General features: G+C 62.8%; 19 protein-coding genes. 11 read left to right on the top strand and 8 right to left on the bottom strand.

The annotated features are described in order from the left end of the window. Positions 1–9: 9 nt before the first annotated feature. Positions 10–780 (bottom strand): enoyl-CoA hydratase/isomerase family protein, encoded by a 771-nt coding sequence (locus JMY28_RS37095; RefSeq protein WP_201700853.1) that lies wholly within the window; start codon positions 778–780, stop codon positions 10–12. A 271-nt stretch (positions 781–1,051) separates the two neighbouring features. Between JMY28_RS37095 and JMY28_RS37090 the strand changes: the two genes are divergently transcribed. The 5 genes from JMY28_RS37090 to JMY28_RS37070 all read left to right on the top strand — a co-directional run bounded on the left by JMY28_RS37090 (position 1,052) and on the right by JMY28_RS37070 (position 9,409). Next, on the top strand, positions 1,052–3,763 hold the full coding sequence (locus tag JMY28_RS37090; protein WP_201700852.1) for a LuxR C-terminal-related transcriptional regulator: 2,712 nt from the start codon (positions 1,052–1,054) through the stop codon (positions 3,761–3,763). Between the two features lie 154 nt (positions 3,764–3,917). After that, entirely contained in the window at positions 3,918–5,030 is a 1,113-nt protein-coding gene (locus tag JMY28_RS37085; protein ID WP_201700851.1) for a CaiB/BaiF CoA transferase family protein, read from the top strand. Between the two features lie 46 nt (positions 5,031–5,076). Next, positions 5,077–6,225, top strand: coding sequence for an acyl-CoA dehydrogenase family protein (locus tag JMY28_RS37080; RefSeq protein WP_328809980.1), 1,149 nt, complete (start codon positions 5,077–5,079; stop codon positions 6,223–6,225). A gap of 335 nt (positions 6,226–6,560) precedes the next feature. Further along, on the top strand, positions 6,561–8,216 hold the full coding sequence (locus JMY28_RS37075) for a sulfatase-like hydrolase/transferase (protein WP_201700850.1): 1,656 nt from the start codon (positions 6,561–6,563) through the stop codon (positions 8,214–8,216). A gap of 56 nt (positions 8,217–8,272) precedes the next feature. Further along, positions 8,273–9,409: a formylglycine-generating enzyme family protein gene (locus JMY28_RS37070; protein ID WP_201700849.1), complete on the top strand. Its 1,137-nt coding sequence runs from the start codon at positions 8,273–8,275 to the stop codon at positions 9,407–9,409. Between the two features lie 83 nt (positions 9,410–9,492). Here the strand turns inward: JMY28_RS37070 and JMY28_RS37065 are convergent, their stop codons facing one another. The 4 genes from JMY28_RS37065 to JMY28_RS37050 all read right to left on the bottom strand — a co-directional run bounded on the left by JMY28_RS37065 (position 9,493) and on the right by JMY28_RS37050 (position 15,037). Continuing rightward, a complete protein-coding gene (locus tag JMY28_RS37065) occupies positions 9,493–11,355 on the bottom strand; it encodes an acyl-CoA dehydrogenase (RefSeq protein WP_201700848.1) in 1,863 nt (620 codons plus the stop codon). 12 nt (positions 11,356–11,367) lie between these two features. Continuing rightward, positions 11,368–12,087, bottom strand: coding sequence for an NAD(P)H-dependent oxidoreductase (locus tag JMY28_RS37060; protein WP_201700847.1), 720 nt, complete (start codon positions 12,085–12,087; stop codon positions 11,368–11,370). 46 nt (positions 12,088–12,133) lie between these two features. Continuing rightward, entirely contained in the window at positions 12,134–12,901 is a 768-nt protein-coding gene (locus JMY28_RS37055; protein WP_236597213.1) for an enoyl-CoA hydratase/isomerase family protein, read from the bottom strand. Positions 12,902–13,705: 804 nt separating this feature from the next. After that, positions 13,706–15,037: an aminotransferase-like domain-containing protein gene (locus JMY28_RS37050; RefSeq protein WP_201700846.1), complete on the bottom strand. Its 1,332-nt coding sequence runs from the start codon at positions 15,035–15,037 to the stop codon at positions 13,706–13,708. A gap of 87 nt (positions 15,038–15,124) precedes the next feature. Between JMY28_RS37050 and JMY28_RS37045 the strand changes: the two genes are divergently transcribed. The 5 genes from JMY28_RS37045 to tatC all read left to right on the top strand — a co-directional run bounded on the left by JMY28_RS37045 (position 15,125) and on the right by tatC (position 19,611). After that, positions 15,125–15,721, top strand: coding sequence for a DJ-1/PfpI family protein (locus JMY28_RS37045; protein WP_201700845.1), 597 nt, complete (start codon positions 15,125–15,127; stop codon positions 15,719–15,721). A 680-nt stretch (positions 15,722–16,401) separates the two neighbouring features. Further along, positions 16,402–17,673 carry an epoxide hydrolase family protein gene (locus JMY28_RS37040; protein ID WP_201700844.1) on the top strand — a complete coding sequence of 424 codons (1,272 nt, stop codon included), beginning with the start codon at positions 16,402–16,404 and terminating at the stop codon, positions 17,671–17,673. Between the two features lie 263 nt (positions 17,674–17,936). Continuing rightward, the gene (gene tatA / locus JMY28_RS37035; RefSeq protein ID WP_201700843.1) at positions 17,937–18,164 is read left to right on the top strand and encodes a Sec-independent protein translocase subunit TatA; all 228 of its coding nucleotides are present in this window, start codon (positions 17,937–17,939) and stop codon (positions 18,162–18,164) included. 61 nt (positions 18,165–18,225) lie between these two features. Then, positions 18,226–18,765 carry a Sec-independent protein translocase protein TatB gene (gene tatB / locus JMY28_RS37030; RefSeq protein ID WP_201700842.1) on the top strand — a complete coding sequence of 180 codons (540 nt, stop codon included), beginning with the start codon at positions 18,226–18,228 and terminating at the stop codon, positions 18,763–18,765. Between the two features lie 66 nt (positions 18,766–18,831). After that, a complete protein-coding gene (tatC, locus tag JMY28_RS37025; RefSeq protein WP_201700841.1) occupies positions 18,832–19,611 on the top strand; it encodes a twin-arginine translocase subunit TatC in 780 nt (259 codons plus the stop codon). A 149-nt stretch (positions 19,612–19,760) separates the two neighbouring features. Here the strand turns inward: tatC and JMY28_RS37020 are convergent, their stop codons facing one another. The 3 genes from JMY28_RS37020 to JMY28_RS37010 form a co-directional block, all read right to left on the bottom strand. After that, positions 19,761–20,150, bottom strand: coding sequence for a GNAT family N-acetyltransferase (locus JMY28_RS37020; protein WP_201700840.1), 390 nt, complete (start codon positions 20,148–20,150; stop codon positions 19,761–19,763). Positions 20,151–20,540: 390 nt separating this feature from the next. Continuing rightward, positions 20,541–21,725 carry a porin gene (locus JMY28_RS37015; protein WP_201700839.1) on the bottom strand — a complete coding sequence of 395 codons (1,185 nt, stop codon included), beginning with the start codon at positions 21,723–21,725 and terminating at the stop codon, positions 20,541–20,543. 91 nt (positions 21,726–21,816) lie between these two features. Beyond that, positions 21,817–22,089 (bottom strand): hypothetical protein, encoded by a 273-nt coding sequence (locus JMY28_RS37010; RefSeq protein ID WP_201700838.1) that lies wholly within the window; start codon positions 22,087–22,089, stop codon positions 21,817–21,819. Positions 22,090–22,694: 605 nt separating this feature from the next. On the opposite strand from JMY28_RS37010, the gene JMY28_RS37005 reads away from it, so the two are divergent. Beyond that, a complete protein-coding gene (locus JMY28_RS37005; protein ID WP_201700837.1) occupies positions 22,695–24,479 on the top strand; it encodes a B12-binding domain-containing radical SAM protein in 1,785 nt (594 codons plus the stop codon). The last annotated feature ends 267 nt before the right edge of the window (positions 24,480–24,746 follow it).

Below are 24,746 nucleotides of genomic sequence, written 5' to 3'. Positions count from 1 at the left end.
TCCGAACGATCAGTAGCCCTTGAATTCCGGCTTGCGCTTCTCGACGAACGCGCGCAAGCCCTCCTGAATGTCATACGAGCGCTGGTGATTGCGCAGCTCGAGCACTTCGTGGCGCAGCGCGTCCGCGACCGGCTTGTCCGCCGATTCGTCGGCCACGCGCTTCATCTTCGTGAGCACGAGCGGGCTCTTGGCCGCGAGCTTCTCGCCGAGCGCCTGCACACGGTCGATGAGTTCGGCGTCGGCCACCACTTCGGCAACGAGCCCGTACTGCTTCATCTCCTGCGCCGACACCGAATCGCCCGTGAACAGCAGGTACTTGGCGATGTTCACGGGGATCTTGCGCGGCAGCACGGCTGCGCCGCCGCCGCCGGGGAACACGCCGAAGTTCGAATGCGCGTCGCCGAAGCGCGCGCTTTCCGCCGCGATCACGAAGTCGCACGTCATCACGGCTTCGAGGCCGCCCGCGAGCGCGAGACCGTTGACAGCCGCGATAACCGGGCGCGGAAACGCCCGCATTGTGTCGAACAGGTCGACGATCTTGTCGAGAAAGTCTTTCTCGCCCGGCTGCGCGGGCGCGCCGGCCGTTTTCAGGTCGGCGCCGGCGCTGAAGGCGCGGCCCGTGCCGGTCACGGCGACGACGCGCACCTGCGGGTTGTCCTGCCATTCCACGAGCTTCGCGGTGATGCCTTCCACCATGTCGCGCGACAACGCGTTCATGGCTTCCGGACGCGCGAGGGTGATCCAGCCCACCGGGCCCTTGAGTTCAAATGTGACGCTCATCTATTGCTCCCCAATCCATGCCAGTCCTGGCGAAAAATCCTGTATTCGCGCGGCGCGGACGGACGGGGACGGATCGCCCGCCGGTCCGGCGCGCGCTGCTCCGCGCGCCGGACGCGCCATGCGTGCATTGCAACGATAGGGATTTGCCTGCACGCATTCCCCTCTATTTGCGGGGGGGCCGCAGACCGGCACGGGCAGGCACAATGGCTCGGCCACAAAACAGGGGCTTCGCGGGCTCAAACGCCTGTCGCGCCCTCACCCGGACACCGCCATGACGTATCGAACACCGCCACTCGACGAGCCGGCCGCGCCGGCGAAATTCGCGCCGCCGCGCATCGGCCCGCGCCATATCGTGCGCAGGCGGCTCATCGAACGGCTGCGCGATGCGCAGCGTTGCGCGCTCACGCTGGTTACGGGCAACGCGGGCTTTGGCAAGACCATCCTGCTCGTGCAGTGGCGCCAGGAACTGATGAAGGCCGGTGCGGAAGTCGCATGGCTCGCGCTCGCGGCGGACGACCGCCGCAGGGCGGTGTTTTGCGACGACCTGCTCGGCGCGCTGGCGCGCCTTGGCGTGGTGCCCGCCGTCGCGTTGCCGCCCGCGCGCGAAGATACCGCGTGGCCGGCCGAGTCGATGGCGGCCGCGATCATCGCGCAGGCCCAGCGCGTGGCGAAAGACATCTACCTGTTCGTCGATGACTATCACCACATCGACGACCCGTGGGCACACGAGCTGATGCAAAAGCTCGCCACCCATTGCCCGCCGAACCTGCACATCGTCATCGCCTCGCGCACCACGCCGCCGCTTTCCGTAAGCCGCCTGCGCGTCTATGGCCAACTCGCGGAAGCGGGCCTCGAAGACCTGCCGTTCAGCCTTGACGAGACCCAGGCGTTCTTCGAGCAGAATCTCGCGACGATGAAGCTGACCGCCGACGAACTGCAGCTCATCCAGGACGTCACGCACGGTTGGCCCGCCAGTCTTCAGCTGGTCGCGATCATGCTGCGCAACCGCCCGGCCACACGCGCCCAGTTGCCGGCCTTCCTGCGCCGCTCGAGCGATCTGCAGAACTACCTCGCCGAAGACGTGATCGCCCAGGCGAATGCGGAAACGATCGCGCTGATCGAAGCGCTCGCGCCGCTGCGGCGCTTCAATGCGGCGCTCGCCGCTCACGTCACCGGACATGCGCATGCCGCCGACCTGCTGCGGCGCGCGGAGGAGGAATACCTGCTGATCCAGCGTGTGGAGACCGACGACCGCACGCCGTGGTACCGCCTGCATCCTCTGCTTGGCGAGTTCCTGTGCAGCCGGTTCGTGCAGCGCAACGGCAATGCGCCCACGGCACTGCAAGCGCTGCACCGGCGCGCGAGCGCGTGGTTCGCAAGCCAGCAGATGCTCGTCGATGCCGTGCGCCACGCGAATCTTGGCGGTGATCTCGCGCTCGCCGTGCGGACCATCGAGAACGCGATGCCCGCCGACTGGAGCTTCAGCGCTGTCGGCGCGATGGTCCACCTGCTCGACCATCTGCCGGAGGACGCACTCGTCGAGCACCCGCGACTCTCGTTTCTCGGCTCCCTTACCTACGCATTGACGGCGCGGCCAGCGCAGGCGCAGCACTGGCTCGAACAATTGCGGCGCAGCGAACCGGCGGGCCGCCCCGGGATGGAAGCCCAGCTCGCGCTCGCGCAGGCGACGATCGCCACGCAGCGCGACGACAGCGAGCGCGTGATCGCGCTGCTGAACATAGCGCCGGAGTCGTGGCCATCGAACCGCACGCTGAAGTACATCTACATAGCGGCGCTGGTGACGGCCTTCGCGCACGCGGGCCGCATGCGCGAAGCCTTGCGCCTGCATGACGAAAACGCCGTGCAAAGCGACGACCAGGGCAGCGAGATCGCGCTGATGTTCGAGGTCACGCTGCCCGCCACTTACCTCAAGCAAGGGCGCGTGCGCGAGACGGCGCGCGTGGCAGCGGCCTTGCTTGAGCAGGCGCAAACGACTTACGGCAGGCACTCCGTCTGTGCGGGACTGTGCGCCGCCATGCTAGGCGACGCGTACTACGAACTCGACCGCATCGCCGAAGCGCGCGACGTGCTCGCCAATCGCGCGAGCTTGCTGCGCGCTTCGTGGCCCGACGTCATGGTGCAGGCCTCGCTCGTTCACGCGCGGCTCGACCGCATCGATCAGGGTCCGGCGGCGGCTCTCGCCTTTCTCCAGCGCCAGACGGCCCACTTCCAGGACCTGGGCCTCGCTCGGCCCGCGGCGTTCATGCTCGGAGAAACCGTGCGCATTCTGCTGGCCGACGGCGATCATGTGCGCGCGCAGGGCGTCGTCGCGCAGCTCAACGCGCTCGCCGCGGCAAACGCAACCGAGGAAACGCGCGCGGTCGCGGCGCTGGCCCGCTCGCGCGTGGCGCTCGTGAACTGCAACGCCACGCAAGCGCTCGACGCCCTCCAGCAGGTGCGCGTGTTCGCGCTGGCGACCGGCCGCGAGCGACTGCTCGTCTGCGCGAATCTGCTCACCGCTGCGGCATACGCGGGCATCGAGCAAACGGTAGCGGCGCAACACTGTCTCGTCGATGCGCTGAACGGCGGCGCGCCGCTTGGACTCGTGCGCACCTTCCTCGAAGAAGGCGCGGCGCTCGCGCCGCTCCTCGCTGCGTTGCGCGGCGCGCCGGCGCTTTCCCCGCAGGCCGCCGCCCTGCTGGAGATGCTCTCGAAACCCGGCGATACCGCCAGCCCGCCTTCGCCCCGCCCGAGCAGACCAGACGCGCTGGCGCTCCCGCGCAATGGGGTCAACCTCACGCCGCGCGAACTCGAAATCCTCCTGTTGATCTCGCAGGCCATGTCGAACAAGCGCATCGCGCTCACGCTGAATATTTCGGTCGGGACGACGAAATGGAACGTGCGCAACATCCTCACCAAGCTTGGCGTTTCGACGCGCTATGACGCGATGACGTGGGCGCGCGAGCAGGGCTATCTCCAGTGAGCGCTCGCGCGCGGGGCGTGCCCCTGCCTTGAATGGGGGGCGGGCGCGGCTCGAACGGCGCCTCACGGCTGCCAGCCCCTTTCCTTCCGAGGGGGTGTCTGCGTACGGTCCGCTCTCTATCATTGGCCGCATCCAACCAATGACGAGACAGACTATGGAGCGAGACAGGCAAGGCCCCCTGAAGGGCGTGCGCGTGCTCGAAATCGCGGGCATCGGGCCCGGACCGTTTTGTGGCATGTTGCTCGCGGATCTGGGCGCGGATGTCGTCGTCGTCGATCGCATCGACCCCGACGCCGATCGCATCGATCTCGGCAATCACGACATCCCGAATCGCGGCAAGCGCTCGATCGCGGTCGACCTGAAAACGCCCGAAGGCGTGCACACCGTGCTGCAGCTCGTCGCGCAATCCGACGCACTAATCGAAGGCATGCGGCCCGGCGTAATGGAGCGCCTCGGGCTCGGTCCCGATGTGTGCCTCGCGCACAACCCGCGGCTCGTCTACGGCCGCATGACGGGCTGGGGGCAGACCGGCCCGCTCGCGCACGCCGCGGGACACGACCTCAACTACATCGCACTGTCCGGCGCGCTCTGGTACGCGGGCCAGCCAGGCGAGCCGCCCATCACACCACCGAGCCTCGTTGGCGACATCGGCGGCGGCGCGCTCTATCTCGCCGTTGGGATGCTCGCGGGCATCCTGCACGCACGCGCGGGCGGAGAGGGACAAGTGGTGGACGCCGCAATCGTCGATGGCAGCGCGCACATGATGACGCTGCTGCATGCGCTGCAGGCGTCCGGCAAGTTCACGGCTGCGCGCGGGCAGAGTCTGCTCGACGGTCCGCACTGGTACAACACGTACCGCTGCGCCGATGGCGGCATGATCACGGTCGGCTCGCTCGAGCCGAAGTTCTATCGCCTGCTGCGCGAGAAGCTCGGCTTCGGCGACGACCCCGCTTTCGACAAAGCCTACGACGCGAGCGCGTGGCCCGCACTGCGCGAGCGCTTTGCCGCGCTCTTCGCGACTCGCACGCGCGACCAATGGTGCGCCCTGCTGGAAGGCACCGACGCCTGCTTCGCGCCCGTGCTCTGCCCCGAAGAAGCCGCAGAGCATCCGCACATGCAGGCACGTGCGGTCTATACGCGCGAGAACGGTGTCTTGCAGGCCAACCCGGCGCCACGCTTCTCGGCCACCCCGCTGCCCGCCCCGCACGCGATTCCACGGCGCGGCGAGCACACGCACGAAGTTCTGCGCGACTGGGCCGCGCGCTGAGCGCCGCGTCCGCCCGATCCGCCTCGACCCCACACAAGGACGATCCATGAGCAAAGACCTCTCCAGCCTGTTCCTCGACGAACAGCAGATCATGATTCGCGACTCGGCGCGCCGCGTCGCCGCGGACATCATCGCGCCGACGGCGGCGCAGCGCGACCGCGAATCCGCGTGGCCGCGCGCCGAAATCAGGGAACTGGCGCAGCTCGGCTTTCTCGGCATGCTGGTGCCCGAGGCCTACGGCGGCACCGGTGCCGGCGTGCTCGACTTCTGTCTCGCGCAGCACGAGTTCGCAGCGCACGACGCCGGCCTCGCGACGATCCTGCACGTTCACAACTTCACGGCGATGTGCATCGCAAAGAACGGCACCGAGGAGCAAAAGGAGCGCTTTTTGCCTGCGATGGCGAGCGGCGAATCGATCGGCGCCTTCCTGCTCTCCGAGTCTCATGCCGGCTCGGACACGGCGGCGTTGCGCACGAGCGCCGTGCGCGACGGCGACCACTACGTGCTCAACGGCTCGAAGCAGTTCATCTCGAACGGCAGCGAGGCCGGCGTGGGCGTGGCCTTCGCGATCACCGACAAGGCAGCGGGCAAGCGCGGCGCCACGACGTTCATCGTCGACCCGGCACAACCCGGCTACGCGACCACGCGTATCGAGGAAAAGCTGGGCCAGCACACCGCGCATACGGCGCAGATCGCGCTTGAGAACCATCGCGTGCCGGCCGAGAACCGCCTGGGCGCCGAAGGTGACGGCTACCGCACGGTGATGAGTGGCTTGTCGGATGGCCGCATCGGCATTGCGTTCATCGCCGCGGGCGCGGCGCGCGGTGCGCTCGACGCCGCCGTGAAGTATGCAAACGAGCGCGAAGCCTATGGCGCGCCGATCGCCCGATTGCAAGGCGTGGCGTTCGACCTCGCCGATATGGCTGCGCAGGTCGACGTGGCGTTCCAGTACTGCCTGCATGCGGCGCGGCTGTGCGATGCCGGCGTGGACTGCACGAAGGAGGCGTCGATCGCGAAGCTGTTCGCGAGCGAAATGGCCGAGAAGGTGTGCTCGAGCGCGCTCCAGATTCACGGCGGTTACGGCTACCTGTGCGACTTCCCGGTCGAGCGCTACCTGCGCGATGTGCGCGTATGCAAGATCTACGAAGGCACGAGCCACATCCAGAAGCTGATCATCGCGCGCCAGCTCGGCTGACGCGAGACGGGAAGCGGCGCCCCCTACTAACGAGGGGTGATCGGACGGCCCTTCCCTGTTACTTTCACGCCGGAGCCGTAACCCGCGACTGCTTTGGTCCGGGAGACGGCAACGGTATCCGTGCCTCACCCGATCGGCTGCGGCGGCAGATCGGACAGCGGCATCCCTGCTGCCGGCTGCCTGGTCGCGCACTGGCTAGCACCGGCCATCATCACAACGGCCGCACCAAACTTGCATGGGACCAGAGGAAGTGCGTTGCATGGGACCGGAGTAGGCGCTGAAGCGCCAACTCCGGTCGACAGCCGAAGCACCGACTCTGGTCGACAGGAGACGCCATGAAACGCATCATCCCGGCCTTGCTTCTTGCAGCAGCAGGAGCAACGCTGGCCATCTCGCACGCAGGCAGCGCGGCGACGATCACCGAACCCACCAAAGAGCAGGGTTTCGCGGGCTATGACCAGCCCAATCAGTATCTGGCCTCGCGCACGGTCAAGCTCGCCGACAACATGGAGCCGGTCATCGCGCACGGCGACCAGCAACAGGAGGCCGAGCGCAAGCTGCAGGCGCTGCAGCAGAAAACCGGCAAGCGGCCGAACATCGTGATCTTCCTGCTCGACGACGTCGGCTATAGCGACTTCGGCTTCAACGGCGGCGGCGAAGCGGTGGGCAACGCCACGCCCGACATCGACCGCATTGCGAACCAGAGTCTGATCCTCAGTTCGGCCTACTCGCAGCCAAGCTGCTCGCCTACGCGAGCCACGATCATGACCGGCCAGAACATGGCGCATCACGGCATCCAGATTCCGCCGATGTACGGCCAGCCAGGCGGGCTCGCCGGGCTCACGACGCTGCCGGAACTGCTCTCGCGCGCGGGCTACACGACCCAGGCGGTCGGCAAGTGGCACATGGGCGAGAACAATGGCTCGCAACCGCAGAACGTCGGCTTCGACGACTTCCGCGGTTTTCTTTCGGTCTCCGATATGTACACCGAATGGCGCGACCCACAGTACAACCCCGAAATCGCACTGAGCCCCGAGCGCTATCGCTACATTCTCAATCTGCCGTTCAACAAGAGCGACGTGCACGCCGTGAAGGGCGGCAAGATCGAGAGCCTGTACGAAATCAACACCGAGACCATCAAGGACCTCGATACGAAGTGGCTCGACTACACCGTCGATTTCCTGAACCGCGAAAAGAGCGCAACGAAGCCGTTCTTCCTGTACTACGCGCCGCGTGCGTGCCACTTCGACAACTATCCGAACGCCTACTACGCCGGACGCTCGGCGGCGCGCACGAACTATAGCGACTGCATCGTGCAGGTCAACGATATGTTCAAGAAGTTGATCGATACGCTGCAGGCCAATGGTGAGCTCGACAACACGATCGTGTTCTTCGCGTCGGACAACGGCCCCGAGCAGGAAGTCCAGCCCGCGGCGCGCTCGATGTTCCGCGGCGGCAAGGGCTCGACGTGGGAGGGCGCGGTGCGCTCGCCGTTCTTCGTCTACTGGAAGGGCATGGTCGAGCCGCGCCGCTCGGACGGCCTGTTCGATTTCGCGGACATGTTCAACACGTCGGTCGCGCTCGCCGGCTCGCCGGGCGCGGATCTCGCGAAGCTCGTACCGTCGACAACGTATGTTGACGGCATCGACCAGACGTCGTTCCTGCTCGCCGACAAGGGCGTCTCGAACCGCCGCAGCGTCTTCTACTTCTGGAACGACGAGCTTTCCGCGGTGCGCGTTGACGAGTTCAAGCTGATGAAGAAATTCCAGCTGCCCGACGCCGTGACCCAGAAGGGCTACAACGGCGGCTTCGCGGGGATGGTCGGCGACGCGTGGACCGTGCTGGTGTTCAACCTCTACACGGACCCGAAGGAAGAAGAGTCGATCGCCATACGGCATATCCCGGCCAGCGTGCCGCTCATCATGGAGTACGCGCGCTATCAGCAAGTGCTGAAGAAGTACCCGCCCAGAACGCAGGCCTCGCTCAAGTAGGCTTGATACGCGCCGACGTGCAGCCCGACGTCGGCGCTTTGGCATTGGAAACAGTCATGAAGTCCGCTTACAAGCATTGGCAGTACAAGGCTGGCGCGGCCGCGCTAGCGTTGGTCACGACAGGCGCCGCAATCGGCGCCTGGCAGCATTTCAGAGACCCTGCCCCGCTCACCGTGGGCGACGGCCTGACCGGCCCGAAGGACATGGTGTGGATTGCGGGCGGCGAATTCGCGATGGGCAGCGAGCACCCGCATGCACTGCCCAACGAGCGGCCCGCGCACGAGGTCAAGGTCCATGGCTACTGGATCGACCGCTACGACGTCACCAACGCCGAATTCGCGCGTTTCGTCGCCGCGACCGGCTACGTCACCACGGCCGAGCGTAAGCCGCGCTGGGAAGACCTCGCGGTGCAACTGCCGCCGGGCACGCCCCGCCCCACCGATGACACGCTCGTTCCCGGCGCGCTCGTCTTCACGGGCACCGACGCGCCCGTCGCGCTGACCGACTACTCGCGCTGGTGGAAGTTCGTGCCGGGCGCGAACTGGCGGCACCCCACCGGCCCCGGCAGCAATATCGTTGGCAAGGAGACTCATCCGGTCGTGCAGGTATCGTACGAGGACGCGCTCGCTTATGCGCGCTGGGACCACAAACGGCTGCCGACCGAGGCGGAATGGGAATACGCGGCGCGCGGCGGCCTGGAGCAAGCCGACTTCGCATGGGGCAACGAGTTCTCTCCGCGCGGCAAGAAGATGGCCAATACCTGGGACGATACGGCTCGCCCGTTCCCCGTCACCGTCGAGCGCAACAGCCACGAAAAGGTGCAGGTGGGCACGACGCCGGTGGGCCGCTTTGCGCCCAACGGCTATGGCCTCTATGACATGGCCGGCAACGTCTGGCAATGGGTCGCCGACTGGTATCGCGCAGACGCGTTTCGCATCGAGTCGGCATCGGCGCGAGTCGTCAGCAATCCTCAGGGTCCGGCTTCGAGCTTCGATCCCGAGAACGGCCCCACCGCCTACGCGCCGGAACGCGTGACACGCGGCGGCTCGTTCCTGTGCAGCGAAACATACTGCATCAGCTACCGTACCAGCGCGCGGCGTGGCACGGATCCGATGAACGGCATGTCCCATCTCGGCTTCCGGCTCGCGATGGACGAGAGCGACTGGGAACGTCAGCGCGCATCCAGCCGGTGAGGGCCGCTACGCCACGCCGTTAGGCGGCCGTTTCCGCCGCCGCCCAGTTGTCTATTTGCGGGGCGGCGGCGAACCAGCGTTGCTTAGAACCACGCGTCCTGCATGTCGAGCGTGGTCCGGTCGAGCGACGCGAGCAGGTCCAGCTGCGGACCGACACGCGGCAATTCCCATCGATGGAAATACGCAGCGGCAGCAAGCTTGCCGCGATAGAACGCGCGCGCGAGCTCGCTGTCAACCCGGGCGAGCGCACCGTGCGCCACGAGCGCCTGTTCGAGCCAGATCCACGCGACCGCGACGTGACCGAACGCCTCCAGATAGACCGAAGCATTCGCCAACGTCAGCGCGGCATCGCCGCCCGCCCACAGCAAGCGCGTCACATCGGCAAGACGCGCCGCGGCCTCGTCGAGCGCCGTGCCATGCGCCGACAGCGCCACGTCGCCTGTCGCCCGCGCTTGCGTGGCGCTCGAGTGCATTGTGGCGATGAGCGCTTTGAACGCCGCGCCCTCCTTCATCGTCACCTTGCGACCCAGCAGGTCCAGCGCCTGAATGCCGTGCGTGCCCTCGTGGATCGGATTGAGCCGGTTGTCGCGATAGAACTGCTCGACGTTGTACTCGCGAGTGTAGCCGTAGCCGCCGTGCACCTGAATGGCGAGATCGTTTGCCGCGAGGCCCCACTGCGACGGCCAGCTCTTTGCGATCGGCGTGAGCAGGTCGAGCAGCAGAGAGTACTGCTGTACCGCCTGTCTGTCGTTCGCTGCCTCGGCGGCGCGTTCCTCGTCGACGAGCTTCGCGCAATAGAGCGTGAGCGCAAGCGCGCCTTCGGCATAGCTCTTTTGTGCGAGCAGCATGCGGCGGATGTCCGCATGTTCGACCAGCCTCGCCTGGGGGCTCGCCGGGTCCTTGCCTGCCGGTCCCGTGGTGCGTCCCTGCGGGCGGTTGCGCGCATAGTCGAGCGCATGGAGGTAGCCGGTATAACCGAGCGCCGCCGCGCCGAGGCCCACGCCAATACGCGACTCGTTCATCATGTGGAACATGTAGGCGAGCCCCTGGCCGGGCTCGCCGACCAGATAGCCAATCGCACCTGCCTTGCCGCGCGGCCGGTGCGTGACGCCCTCGCCGAAATTGAGCAGACAGTTCGTGACGCCCCGATAGCCCATCTTGTGGTTCAGGCCAGCGAGCACGACGTCGTTGCGCTCGCCGCGCGAGCCATCGTCGTGAACGAGGTACTTGGGCACGATGAAAAGCGAAATGCCCTTTACGCCCGGCACCAGCTTGCCGTCGGGTCCGGGAATTTTCGCGAGCACGAGGTGAACGATGTTCTCCGACAATTCGTGCTCGCCGCCCGAGATCCACATCTTGTTGCCACGCAGCCGGTACTGCTCGCCCAGCGGTGAGTCGCGCTCGTGCTCCGCGCGTGTCGTGATGTCCGAGAGCGACGAGCCAGCCTGCGGCTCGGACAGACACATCGTGCCGAAATAGCGGCCTTCCAGTTCCGGACGCACGAACGTGTCGATCTGTGCGGGCGTGCCGTGGGCGAGCAGCAGATTCGCATTGCCGATGGTGAGAAAAGGAAAGGTCGCCGTGCCGATATTCGCCGCGTTGAACCAGGCGAAGCCTGCTTTCTCGACCACCAGCGGCAACTGCATGCCGCCTAGCGCATAGTCCTGCCCGGCGGCCACGAGCCCGGCTTCACCAAACGCTGAAAGCGCGCGCTTGACCTCGGCAATGACGTGTACCGTCTCGCCGTCGAAGTGGGGCTCATGCTCGTCGTTCTTCTTGTTGTGCGTGGCGAAAAGGTCCGTGGCTATCTTTTCGCAGGTATCGAGCGCGGCGTCGAACGTCTCGCGCGAATGATCCGCGTAACGCTCTGTCGTGGTCAGCTTCTCGACTTGCAGCCATTCGTACAGCAGAAAATCCAGATCGCGACGCGAAAGTATCAGTGACATGGTCGCATCCCTTTAATGTGTTTCGGTGTGTGCCGCCTTGGGGCGCAGCATGTCGTCGAAATCGTCCAGCGACGGGAACGGGAGCGGCTCGAGTTCGTCGATTTGACGCAACCGTTGGCGATATTGATCGAGCATGTCCGCGCGCTCCGCGGGCTTGATATAGGGAACGTGCCACGCGACGAAGGGCGGCAAGACGCTCATGCCTGTGTAGGCCAGCGTACCGCGCAGGATCGGCCGAAGCATGGCTTCGAGTTCGCCGTGAATGCCGCCTTCGGACAACATGTGCCGCTGACCGCCGATGGTCATCGCAAGCATCGCCTTCTTGCCCTTCAGACCACCGCGGTCATAAAAACGCACGCCGCCGTAGCAACGGCCCGAAATGAGCACCCGGTCCACCCAGCCCTTCAGGATCGCGGGCATCGAGAACCAGTAGACCGGGAAATTGAAGATCACGAGATCGGCCCATTCGAGCTTGTCCAGTTCGGCCTGAATGTCGGGCGCCAGTGTCTTCTTCTCGTAGCCATGCCGCTGTTCGAGCGCATAGACGAGATAGTCGGCGTTGGCGCGGCTGCCGAAATCGTCGCTGTCCGCGACGGCTTTCCATCGCATGGCATAGAGATCCGAGACCACCACCTCGTGACCTTGCGCGTTCAGCTCTTCAACCGCGAGGGTCTTCATGGATGCATTGAACGATTGGGACTCGTTATGCGCGTACACGATCAGTACGTTCATCGCGTCGTATTTCCTGTGTTGTCGGTGTTGGGGAGAAGCGCTGCGCTTACTTGCGCCGGTCTGCGGCGAGGCGCGCTTGCAGCGCATCGATACGCTGATGATTCTCTTGCGAGCCGAGATACGTGCGGAACAGCCACTCCTGGGTGCGCATCGCACCGTCGAGGTCGAGGTTCAGCAGTTGATTCGAGAGGCGTTTCGTTTCGATCAGGCACATGCGGTCGTAACCGGCCATTTCCGTCGCGATGGTCTTCACCGATGCGAGGAGCTCGCCTTCCGGATAGACGCGGCTCACGTAGCCCATTCGTTCGGCTTCCTGCGCATCGTAAATCCGGCCCGTGAGCGCGACTTCCTTTGCGCGGCCGAGCCCGATAATGCGCCACAGCGGGTCGAGTATGGGTGTCAACGCCAGCACCACTTCGCGCTGACCGAACTTTGCGCGGCTCGACGCATAGCGGACGTCGCACATCATGGTGAGGTCGAAGCCACCGGCAATGGCGGCCCCGCCGACTGCTGCGATAACCGGCTGCGGGCAGAAGAGGATCGCCCGGTACGCACGGTGAAAAAGCGCCGTGTACGCTTCGTTGGAGACTTTCTCGAGCTTGCGGATTTCGTTGAGGTCGAAGCCCGCCGAGAAGTAGCGCTCGCCGCCGGTGAGAACGACTACGCTGACATCTTCGCGTTCACCGAGTCCCGCGAAAACGTCGATGATCTCCTCGAGCACGCCGGGCGCCAGCGCATTGCCCTTGTCTGGGCGATTGATGGTCACTGTCGCGACCTTGTCAGCGACATCGAGCAGCAAATACTGATATTCCATGGTGCGTTCCTCGTTTTCGGATCCTGGTGATGGCGCCAGATTCGCGAGGAACGGAAAACGCTGATGGCTTGCGCTGTTGCATATCATGGGCGCCAGTTGGCGCGTGATGGCGGCGTCCGGAGCGCTTGAGCTACGACTGCTGACTGCGCGTGTTGATTGCGCGGCGCACTGAATCGGCGCCGCGTTGTGAGGCCGTTTCCGTTGACGTCGAATCCAGACGTACGCGGCCGAGTCTAGGGTCGACGCAGTCCGTGCGCCCCTTCCTTTTCGAGCGCGACGCACGCTCGGGGGCCACGCGCGGGACCGCGCAGCGCAGGCGAGCCTGCGTCGACCCGGGCGAACCTGAAAGCCGGCGCGAGAGGCTTTTCCGGTCATGCCGCAAGGTTCGGTGGCTTTTTATCTCATCGCTCGCGACGAACGGCCCATTTCCGAATGGGGGCATACGTCGCGCCGCCTGTCTTCAAACCTTTCGTCGTGACGAAGTTCATGTCGCTTGCTCCCGTCTGACAATGGGGTGTGTCGCGACAGGGTCCGAAGAAGAAGCTTCCGCGATCCGTCATCTGCTGCATCACATATCCAGCGAATTCTGGAGCGGTAACTTCACCCACTACGAGAAGATGCCCGAGATGTGCGCGCCTGGGCTCGGCGAGACGCATGCGGAGTCGACGAAGGTCCCGTGTGCCACGCGAGACCTAGCTATAGGCGGACCAGTGCGTATTGCAAACGGAGATATCCAGAAGCTTCGAGGTAAAGCTTGACGGAAGTTGAGCGGTAAGCACTGGTTGCGTGTAACGCCACCCGCAGTTAGTAGCTCTGATCGGCGATCGTCTTCGCTACTCGCTCCAAGGCGTGTTCGATCGCCGCCAGGCTGACCGAACCGAGTGCGAGCCGAATGGCGTGTGGCACTTGTGTCGACGCGCAGAACGCGTGCGCAGTCGATACTGCAATCCGTTCGTTCCTGAGCGCCATCGCGATCGCGTCGGCACGAACCTCTTGCGGCAATGGAAGCCAGAGGAAGTACGACGCAGGATGCCCAACACGTTTGAACTGGGCCAGCACACGCGCGGCAATCGCCTGGCGCCGTGTGGCATCGCGACGCTTTTGCGCCTCGAGCCTTGCGACCGTGCCGTCCTCGAGCCATCTGCACGCAATCGACGTCAGCGTCGCCGGCGTATTCCATGTAGTCGCGCGGATATTGCGCTCGATCTTCGGAATCCATTCGCGCGGCGCGTGGATGAAGCCAACACGCAGCCCCGTCGCCACGCTCTTCGAAAAGCTCGATACGTACACCGTCAACTCGGGCGCAAGCGCGGCAAGCGGAGGTGGAGCGCCCTCCGCGAGAAACGCGTAAGCACCGTCCTCGATGATCAGGAGCCCATGGCGACGCGCGATGGCAACGAGTTCGCGACGGCGCGCCACGCCCATTACCCAGCCAAGCGGATTGTGCAGCGTCGGCATCGTGTACACCGCGCGCACCTTGCGCCGCTTGCAGAGCGCGGCCAGCGCGTCCAGATCGGGGCCGTTACCCGCGGCCGCAACCGGCACGATCTCGAGCCGGCAGGCTTCGGCGGTCAGCTTGAAACCCGGATAGGTCAACGCGTCCACGGCCACCACGTCGCCGGGCTCCAGCAATGTCATGGCAGTCGTCGTCAATCCGTGCTGCGCGCCACTTACGAGCAGCACGGTCTGCGCAGCGGCTTGCAGGCCGCGTACTGCGAGGTGTCGCGCGACTGTGGCACGCTCGTGCTCACGTCCTCCATGCGGCTGATAACGGAGCATCGATTCGAGGTCGCCCGACGCCGCGAGCTGACGCAGTGCCACACGAAACAGGTCGGCCTGGTCCGGCGCGGATGGATAGTTGAACGTCATGTCGACGGTGTCCGCGCCTGATGCGAGCAGGTCGATGCCTTCGGCCGGCGGCAACGGTTCCTTGACGAAGGTGCCGCGCCCCGTCTCGCCACTCACGAGTCCCATGGCCTGCAACTCCGCGTAGACGCGCGTCGCTGTGACCAGCGCGAGACCTTCGCGCGCAGCCAGTTCTCGATGCGTCGGCAAACGCGTTCCCGGACGCAGACGCCCGGCCCGGATATCGCCGGCGATTCGATCGACCAGTGCCTTGTAGCGAAGCTCGGGCATGGCAATGTATCCATGACAATTATTTGATTGTAGTGATTCTCGGTCCTACCATGGCGCAACACAAGCTCAGCATCGTATGAGGACGCCATGAACATAGCCATCCTGACCTTCGACGGCTTCAACGAAATCGATTCGCTAGTCGCGTTCAATATTCTGAACCGGATCAGAACGCCCGGATGGCGCGTGGCCATAGCAAGTCCCACGCCGCGAGTGCGTTCGATGAACGGCGTGGAGGTCGAGGCGCAGGCGTCGCTTCAAGACGCTTGCCGCGCGGACGCCGTTCTCGTCGGCAGCGGAATACGGACGCGCGAGATCGTTGCCGATCAAGGCTTGATGGCACAACTCCGGTTCGATCCCGTGCGCCAACTGCTTGGCGCGCAATGCTCGGGCGCGCTCGTGCTAGCGCGGTTGGGCTTGCTCGACGGGGCTCCGGCGTGCACGGATACGACCACGAAGCCGTGGGTCGCAGCGGCAGGCGTCGCGGTGCTCGAACAGCCATTCGTGGCCCTGCGCAACGTGGCGACGGCAGGCGGCTGCCTGTCGTCCCAGTATCTGGCGGCATGGGTGATTGCGCGTCTCGATGGGATCGAGGCGGCATGCGGCGCGATTCGCTACGTTGCACCAGTGGGAGAAAAGGACGCTTATGTAGCCCGCGCGCTCGCCAACATCACACCCTGGCTATGAGCAATCAGCAAGCACTCCGAACAACACTTTTAAGCGTACACGTTTTCGTGTGATGGAAAGTCGAAAATTCTTTCCGTACTAACGCGGCCGCGGCCGATTGCTCACGCCCTCGTTCTCGCCGGATCGGCGGCGTCGACATTCATTTCATCTGTGTGCGCTCGCGCGAGCCGCTCGAGCACTGAGGCGACTTCAAGGGCCGCACCTCCGAGCACGCCTATGTCGATGGCGCCGCAATCTGCTCGTGCAGCCTGTTTGTGTCCGGTATGCCACGCTCTGCGCGTCGGGTATCGGTTTGGGTGACCGATTCAATCGACGATCCACCGCAACCCACCTCTCAGAATTGTTTCTCAATGTGTATGCCGCTCGCGCAGATACACAGCCATGCAACTGGCCAGTCTCTCGACACAAGCCAGATACCTCGTCCGGTTTCAATGCACCTAACGACGGAATCCGATGAAAGCGCCCTGAGCAAGCTCAATTGGGGCAGTTGAAGGTCGATTTCGCCGTATTCGCCCCACTAGTCATGAATTGCCAGTCGCAACCTGCCTTATCCATTGTGTGATCCACGCTCCGCGCCGGCTGAGCCGTCAGGAAGTCCGGCAATGAAGCGTTCTTCTCTTGAACACTCCGGCGCATCGTGATGGGCGCGCCGGTTACTTTCTAGCGCCAGGATGTCAGCCATGTCTTCAACACCGTTTTCACACCGTCGACGTCATATTCTCGCGGCTACGGCCGCGGTAGCCGCCGCAGGCCTGATTCCCGGATCCGTGTTCGCCGCGACCGGTGACGACAGGATCCGTCCCTTCAGGGCCAGTGTGCCCGAAGCCAGCCTCGTCGATCTGCGCCGACGGCTCGCCGCCACGCGTTGGCCCGGCAAGGAGACTGTCAACGACGACTCCCAGGGTGTACAACGTGCGCGAATGCAGGCACTGGTCCAGTACTGGGGAACCGACTACGACTGGCGCAAAGGCGAGGCAAAACTGAACGCATTACCGATGTTCATGACCGAAATCGACGGTCTCGATATCCAGTTTATTCACGTGAAGTCTCGCCACAAGAATGCGATGCCGGTCATCATGACCCACGGTTGGCCAGGTTCGATTTTTGAACTACTGAAGGTCATTCCTCCGCTTACCGATCCCACCGCATACGGAGGCAGCGCCGACGACGCGTTCCACATCGTCGTGCCATCGATACCCGGCTTCGGCTTCTCGGAGCAGCCGAAGAAGACCGGCTGGGGTTCGGACCACATCGCGCGCGCGTGGGGCGAATTGATGGCGCGGTTAGGCTATACCCGCTTCGTATCGCAAGGCGGTGACTGTGGATCGGTGATTTCTCATCGGATGGCCATGCAAAAGGTAAAGGGCTTAATCGGCATTCACGTCAACATGCCAGCAACGGTACCTCCCGACATCGCCACATTGCTCACCCTCGGAGCGCCTGCACCGGGCAACCTGTCGCCGCAAGAGAGGGCCGCATACGAGTCTCTCAGGGTGTTCTATCGCGACAATTGCGGCTATTCCGCCATGATGGTGACCCGGCCGCAGACCGTTGGCTACGCGCTCGCGGATTCACCCGTTGGGCAGGCCGCGTGGATGTACGACAAGATCTCACAATGGACCTATAGCGGCGGAGTACCGGAACGCGTCCTCACGCGCGATGAGATGCTCGACGATATATCGCTCTACTGGCTAACGAATAGCGCTACGTCAGCCGCCCAAATCTATTGGGAAGACCATTCCAACAACTTCGACGCGGTGGACATTTCCCTGCCGGCTGCCGTGTCGGTCTTCCCGGGCGAGATCTATCGCGCGCCGCGAAGCTGGACGGAGCGCAGCTATCACAACCTCATCTACTTCAACGAGGTCAACAACGGCGGTCACTTCGCTGCATGGGAGCAACCCGAACTCTTCAGCAGCGAGGTCCGGGCAGCATTCAGATCGCTGCGCTAACGCGGTTTCATTCTGGCAGTTGCGGGGGCAACGCCCCTTAGCAACATCCAGAGACCTGACGCTGAGTGCGCTCTCGAGGCGGAGAAAGCCCGGTCTTTCAGGAGAGCTTGTTTCGTCTTCAGGCGATGCAGCCAACGACGCCCTTCATTGGGTGCAAAACATCGGTTTAATCAGCGGAGCGTCGATGCTCCAAATCGGGCCGCAAGGTCCACATTCTTCGTCGCGGGCGACACGCGCCGCGCAACTAGAGAGGGTTTTCAATCATGGGTTCGCTGAGCATTTGGCATTGGATGATCGTTTTGCTGATCGTGGCACTTGTTTTCGGTACGAAGAAGCTGCGAAACATCGGGGGCGATCTTGGTAGCGCGGTTAAGGGGTTTAAGGACGGCATGGCCGAGAATCAAATTTCGGAGCAGCAGCCTGCACTGCCTCATGACGGTGTCGTTGAGATGGAAACGAAGGACACGACGCGTCGGGGCGAATACCGGTAGTTTCCGCTTCAATAAGTATGGCCTCGGCTGTACCCCTCATAGTTCAAGGAGCCTTGATTCCATGTTCGACCTCGGATTAACCAAAATGGCGATGATCGGTGTCGTCGCACTTGTCGTGCTCGGCCCGAAGCGCTTGCCTGGCGTAGCGCGAACGGCGGGCGCGCTGTTCGGCCGCGCGCAACGGTATGTCGACGACGTCAAGGCGGAAGTCGCTCGCGAGCTTGATCTCGACAGTTTGAAGAAGATGCGCGGCGGGTTTGAATCAGCAGCGTCGGATATCGAGAACAAGGTTCACGACGTACTGCGCTCGCAAGAAAGCGAACTCGACAACGCGTGGAAACTGGGCACGTCGATGTCGGACCCTGTAACGGGCGCCGAAGGTCGAGATATGACGCCCGTCTACGGTGATACCTCAGGCGTCCTAATGGACATCAGAAACGCGTCGCAAGCGAAGCGCAGAAACTGGCGCGCCAGGCAAGCTGCTATCCCGAGCTGGTACAAGCAGGCAACGGTGCGCAAAACGCGCCAGCAATCGCGCGCGTCACGGACTGCATGGCGCAGTCCCGAGACGATGCGCCGCCGCGCGTGGTTCTTTTCATAGCCTTCCTCGCGTTCATTTGGCATTGACTACCTTTCTTCCATCGACGATTCCTGGCGGAGGCCTGGCATGAGCGAACTGCAACACATTAGAGACGAACCAGTTGAAGAGACGTTCATTTCACACCTGGTCGAACTCCGTAACCGGATCATCCGCGCGGGCGCCTCAGTGCTCTTCGTGTTCATGGGACTGGTTTACTGGGCGCCCGATATCTTCCGGGTGCTAGCCCATCCGCTGATCCAGAACTTGCCGACGAACGGCAAGCTGATTGTCACCGACGTCACCGGCTCTTTCTTCGTCCCAGTGAAGGTCACTATGGTGGTTGCGCTCGTCATCGCACTACCGGTCGTGCTATACCAGATCTGGGCGTTTATTGCTCCGGGGCTTTACCGGCAGGAAAGGAAGCTCGTCGTGCCGCTGGTCGCCAGCAGCTACACCCTGTTTCTGTGCGGCATGGCATTCGCTTATTTCGTTGTGTTTCCGACCATTTTCCGCGTAATGGCGCATTACAACGCCCCACTCGGGGTGGAAATGACGACGGATATCGACAAGTATGTGAGTTTCGCCCTCACCATGTTTCTCGCGTTTGGCGCGACATTTGAGGTGCCAATCATCGTGGTGATTCTCGCAGGAATGGGGATCGTGACTGTAGGGAAGTTGCGCCAGATCCGGCCTTATGTGATTGTCGGTGCGTTTGCGATTTCCGCCGTGGTGACGCCACCGGACGTGTTCTCTCAGCTGATTCTCGCGTTCCCTCTGATCATTCTTTACGAGGTCGGACTCATTGCGGCCGGGATATTCACACGCAAGCACGGGATCGAGGAGCGGGAAACAGAACGCCAGGGATAGTCAGGCGGCGCCCAGGAAGGCGCGTTATCGCTCACTTGCGCACTCCGCATTGAGCCGTAGAGTCGGGGCCGAGTATCTCGGCGGTTCCAGCGTAGAACTACGGGTACCACGGAAGTCCCGTCTCACTCGCGCGATAGCGCGCACGACCATCAAGTGCTGCGCCACTCCATCTCAACTATCCGGCGGCCATCAAGGTCGTTGGTCCGAAATCGATCCAAAGATTGAAAGCCGTTGCGCTGATAGAACGATAGTGCCGATCCAGTATGGCACCAGAGGCGGATTACCGCAGCATGCGAATCTGCTCTCGCCCATGTGACGACCTGCTGCACCAGCAAGCTACCAACTCCCTTTCGTCGGTGAACCGGATCGACCCAAAGGCCCCCGACGCTATATTCGCCAGCGTCCTTTTTAACGCCGAAAACGAAAGCGGCAACGCTCTCAGAATGCTCAACGATGAACATTCTGGCCCCCTCCGGCGACGTGACTTTGCTGGCGAAGGTATTCCAGTACACGTCGTCGCGTGCGCTGGCTTCTTCCACAGTCTCCCAGTACGACTGAGGGTCGCAACCAAGCGCCCTCAGACGAAGAGCCTTCAACAAACGCCATTCGTCTGGCTGTAGGCATCTGATCGTGAACTCAGAGGGGGGCACCGCAAAACCTCGCGCGAACATGCTTTTGGGATCAGTTACGATGCAGGCGTACCATACCGACAACGTTAGAATAATAAAACTCGAAAAAACAGGCTCATGAACGGAGTTTCGCAAAAGCTGCGCCAAGCTTGCGAATCAATCAACGATACGACAGTACTAGCCCGGAGCGGTCCTCGATGGCGCGCCAATGACAACGCCGGTGCCGACTGCGATATCCCTCGTCTCGCAAGTTGTACAAATCCACTCCGATGACCGCGGGATGCGGGCTCTGATGGCCGCCTAGAAGCGCGTCAACATGCCGACGGCGCCCATCACCTGATTGCTCGTCGCCGAGAAGCCGCCGGCGTTGTACATCGTCGCGACGTTGTTGTGGCCGATCGCGCGCTGGTACATCGCTTCACCGTACACTTCCGTGCGCTTCGACAGCGAGTAGCGCGCGATCGCGTTGACCTGGTTCCACTTCGGATCAGAGCTGATGTTCGACTTGCTCACGCCGTTCAGATGACCGTCCGTGAACGTATCCATGAGGCCGAGAATCAGCGCAGGCGTGAGCGAGTACTTGACGTTGAGTTCATAGTTGTCGAAGTGAGTTGAGCCGCTCACCGGGTTCAGGCCGAATGCGGACGTGTTCTGGTACTGGCTATGCGTGTAGACGAAGTTGATCACCGCCGGGCCGAACGTATAACCGAGGCCCGCACCGACCGTGCGCTGCACGTCCGCCGTCAGGTTGCCGCCGCCCGCGGTCGCCTTGAACTCGCTCGGGTCCGCCGCAACGTTCTGATTGGCGGTTCCTGCAGGGCTGCTCGCCGCCGCCGAACCGTTGATCTGAAGGTAGGCTGCCGCGAATTGCAGCGGGCCGTTGTTGTAGCTCGCACCAGCGCTATACGCACGATCGACGGCGAAACTGGTGCTGTTACTGAACGCGTACATGCCGCCGAACTTGAAGCCCGAGTAGTCGACACTCGCGAACTTCACCGAGTTGCTGAATCGGACGGTGTGTTGCAGGTTGTCGTTGTCATACACGTGGGCGAATCCCGAGTCGCCGAACGTGCCCGCCGTACCTGACAGCGGCGAGACGAAGTCGACCATCGCGTCATACTGGCGGCCCATCGTCAAGGTGCCGTATTGATCGCCGCTCACGCCGACATACGCTTGACGGCCGAACATGCGGCCACCCTGACCGAGCGTGCCGTTGTTGACGTTGAAACCGTTTTCGAGCACGAAGACAGCATGCAAACCGCCGCCCAGGTCCTCGCTGCCGCGCAGGCCGAAGCGGCTGCCGCTGATATTCCCGCTTGTGAGGGCGACGCGCGCGCTACCGTGGCCGGGGGCGCCATTCTGAACGTTGTTCGTGTAGGCGATGCCGGCGTCGATCAGACCGTAGAGGGTGACCGAGCTCTGTGCGTTGGCAGCGGGCGCTGCAGACGCGGCGCAAACGGCGACGGCAATGGTGATCTTCTTCATGAGATAGCACCCGTTGGCATGAAAGGAACAAGCGGTGTCAGTCTATAGTCGCGTCCTGAGCAGAAGCCAGATCGCCCTAAAAAAATTGCTGCTACAAACAAACGACACGTTTCATAAATTCGTAGCAATTAAGCTGCGATTTGGCTTTGCAACCCGTGGCAAAACGGGTGACAAACCAATTTACTTTCAACATGAGTTGTTCCGCCGCAACAGCGATCGCTTGCCAGTCAGGTGTATCTGACCCGAGCGGTCGAATTTTTTTCCATAGATAGCGTCGCACTACTAATTGTTCAGAAGTGACATCGCCCTCCACCGCCTGGAATTCAGCATGAAAGCAAATGTTTGCGATAGGCTTACGTTGCATTGATTGCAGACATCTGGACCGACTCGCCCAATATGCAATTCATTCGTTAATCGCCGCGCAGAGGAGCCGACGGCTCAGTTTATGACGAGCGCTCTGGTGACGCGTCGTTCTGTTGATTTGCAGCGCGGCCGCCGCGGCACGATTGGTCGGAACGTAAACCACGTGCAGGGGCCGGGGCCGGAGGCACCCCAAAGATCGGAAGGATTGGCGGGGCGGTCCTCAACAAGCGAGGCCGGGCATGACGCCCAACCACTGCTAACATCCGCATAGCCTGTGGAAGCGTTGCGAAACGGGACGAAGATGTCGGCCGCATTTGCCGCCTGTGAGGCCAACGCCATGACGTCTTAGGCATCAAGACGATGGCGCAGGCAATCCCGCCGCGGGTGTACCTTGAATCGGCAACTCAACCGCGTTGAGCCCAACAGGATCCCAATCATCGAAACTTGACGCCCGCGGAATTGTAAACACAGCAGGGGTCCAGGCGGGTACGATGCGGGTTGCTGTAGTGCTTGCCAGTTCACGATCCATCTCCCATATTCTGAAGACGGACGACCCTCACGGCTGTGTGCCTTCCAGACAGCGCTACAGAGCAGACCAAGGACACAATGCACTCGATTCCTGACAGTTCCCGATTCTCTCTCGTCCTCATCAAGCCGACCCATTACGACGACGACGGCTACCCGATCCAGTGGCTCCGCTCGGTCATGCCTTCCAATACACTCGCCTGTATGTATGCGCTCGCTGATGACGCGCGAGAGCGAAAGCTGCTGGGCCATGGCGTCCATTTCGATATCGAAACATGCGACGAAACCAACCAGCGGGTATGGCCAGAGCGCATCATTCGTGACCTGAAGGCAAAGGGCGGGAGATCGATGATTGGTCTAATCGGTGTCCAGTCGAACCAGTACCCGCGCGCACTCGACCTCGCCCGCCAGTTCCGTGCCGCTGGCTTGCCGGTTGCGATCGGTGGCTTCCACGTTTCCGGCTGCATCTCCATGCTGCCCGAGATGCCCGCTGAGCTTAAGGAAGCGCAAGCGATGGGTGTGGCGCTCTTCGCTGGGGAGGCCGAGGAACGGCGTCTTGATGAAGTCCTTCTCGACGCGTGGAATGGTGCAATGAAGCCCTTGTATAACTTCATGGACACGTTACCCTCGCTCGAAGGTGCTCCCCAGCCCTTCTTGCCGCGCAAGCATATCGAACGCACGGCAGGCACCTATACCTCGGTTGACCTCGGTCGAGGTTGCCCGTATCAGTGCTCGTTTTGTACCATCATCAACGTGCAGGGACACAAGAGTCGCTTTCGCACTCCCGACGATCTCGAGAAAATCATTCGCGAGAACGCAAAGCAGGGCATCGACCGGTTCTTCGTCACGGATGATAATTTCGCGCGCAATCACGACTGGGAGGTTCTTCTCGATCGCATCATCGAACTTCGGGAAAAGGAAGGCATTCACTGCGGCTTCACGATCCAGGTCGACACGCTCTGTCACAAGATTCCACACTTCATCGAGAAGGCAACGCGCGCGGGTGTGCGTCGCGTGTTCATCGGGCTCGAGAATATCAATCCCGAGAATCTGATCGCGGCCAAGAAGCGGCAGAACAAGATCACCGAATACCGCGCCATGCTGCAGAAGTGGCGCACCCACGGCGCGATTACCTACGCTGGCTATATCATCGGTTTCCCGGCGGACACGAAAGAATCGATCCTGCGCGACATCGAGATCATCAAGCGTGAATTGCCAATAGACATCCTCGAATTCTTCATGCTCACCCCGCTTCCGGGCTCCGAGGATCATCAGACGATGGTAAGGAACGCTGAATGGATGGACCCGGACATCAACAAATACGACACCAACCACCGGGTCACGCACCACCCGAAAATGTCGGACGCCGAATGGGAAGAAGCGTATCGGAGCGCCTGGAGCGCGTTCTACTCGTACGAGCACATCCGCACGATCGTCAAGCGGGCAGCGCAGATCCCGAACGGCCGACCGAAGACGATCATGCGCACAATCGCCTGGTTCAGACTGATGATCGAACACGAGGGTGTGCATCCGCTCGAAGGGGGAGCCCTGCGGATGAAACACCGCCGTGACCGCCGTTGGGGGCTACCGGTTGAATCGCCGCTTCGCTTCTATCCGCGCTACTGGAGTGAGACCGTTGTCAAGGCGACAAAATATCTGCGCTTCTACCTCAGGACGGAGGCTATCCTCAGGGGAGTCATGAAGGCACCGGAACGTTACGCCTACACGGATATCGCCATCACGCCGCTGCAGGAAGAGGAGTTCGAGCAGCTTGGACTCTTTCACGCCACGAGCGGCGGCGAGGCAGCGCTGGCTGTCCACCACCGGCGTATTGCCATCCGGTCATCGGGCCCGTCTGCAGCGTGATATCGGTCCCCGCCTGGGCAACTCGCCCCAACGCCTCCCGCCGATCGCGACCGGGTGTTCGAGAAAAGGGCGAGAGCGGTCTCTCGACTCGTGAATATGTCTGCGTACGCTGCGTACGCGTTCATGGCGTCCGGTCGGGGTGAGACCGCGGGGGTTCCCGAAGACTGCGCCGATACAACGCGAACGCGAACATCCAGGCCACTCCGCCGGCAATTCCCCACAGTGCGGCTGTCATGTCATGCCCTCCTTAGTCCACATCCATGGATG

The sequence above is a fragment of the Paraburkholderia hiiakae genome (assembly GCF_904848665.1).
Classification (GTDB): Bacteria; Pseudomonadota; Gammaproteobacteria; order Burkholderiales; family Burkholderiaceae; genus Paraburkholderia; species Paraburkholderia hiiakae.
This window is presented reverse-complemented; position numbering and strand designations above follow the sequence as displayed.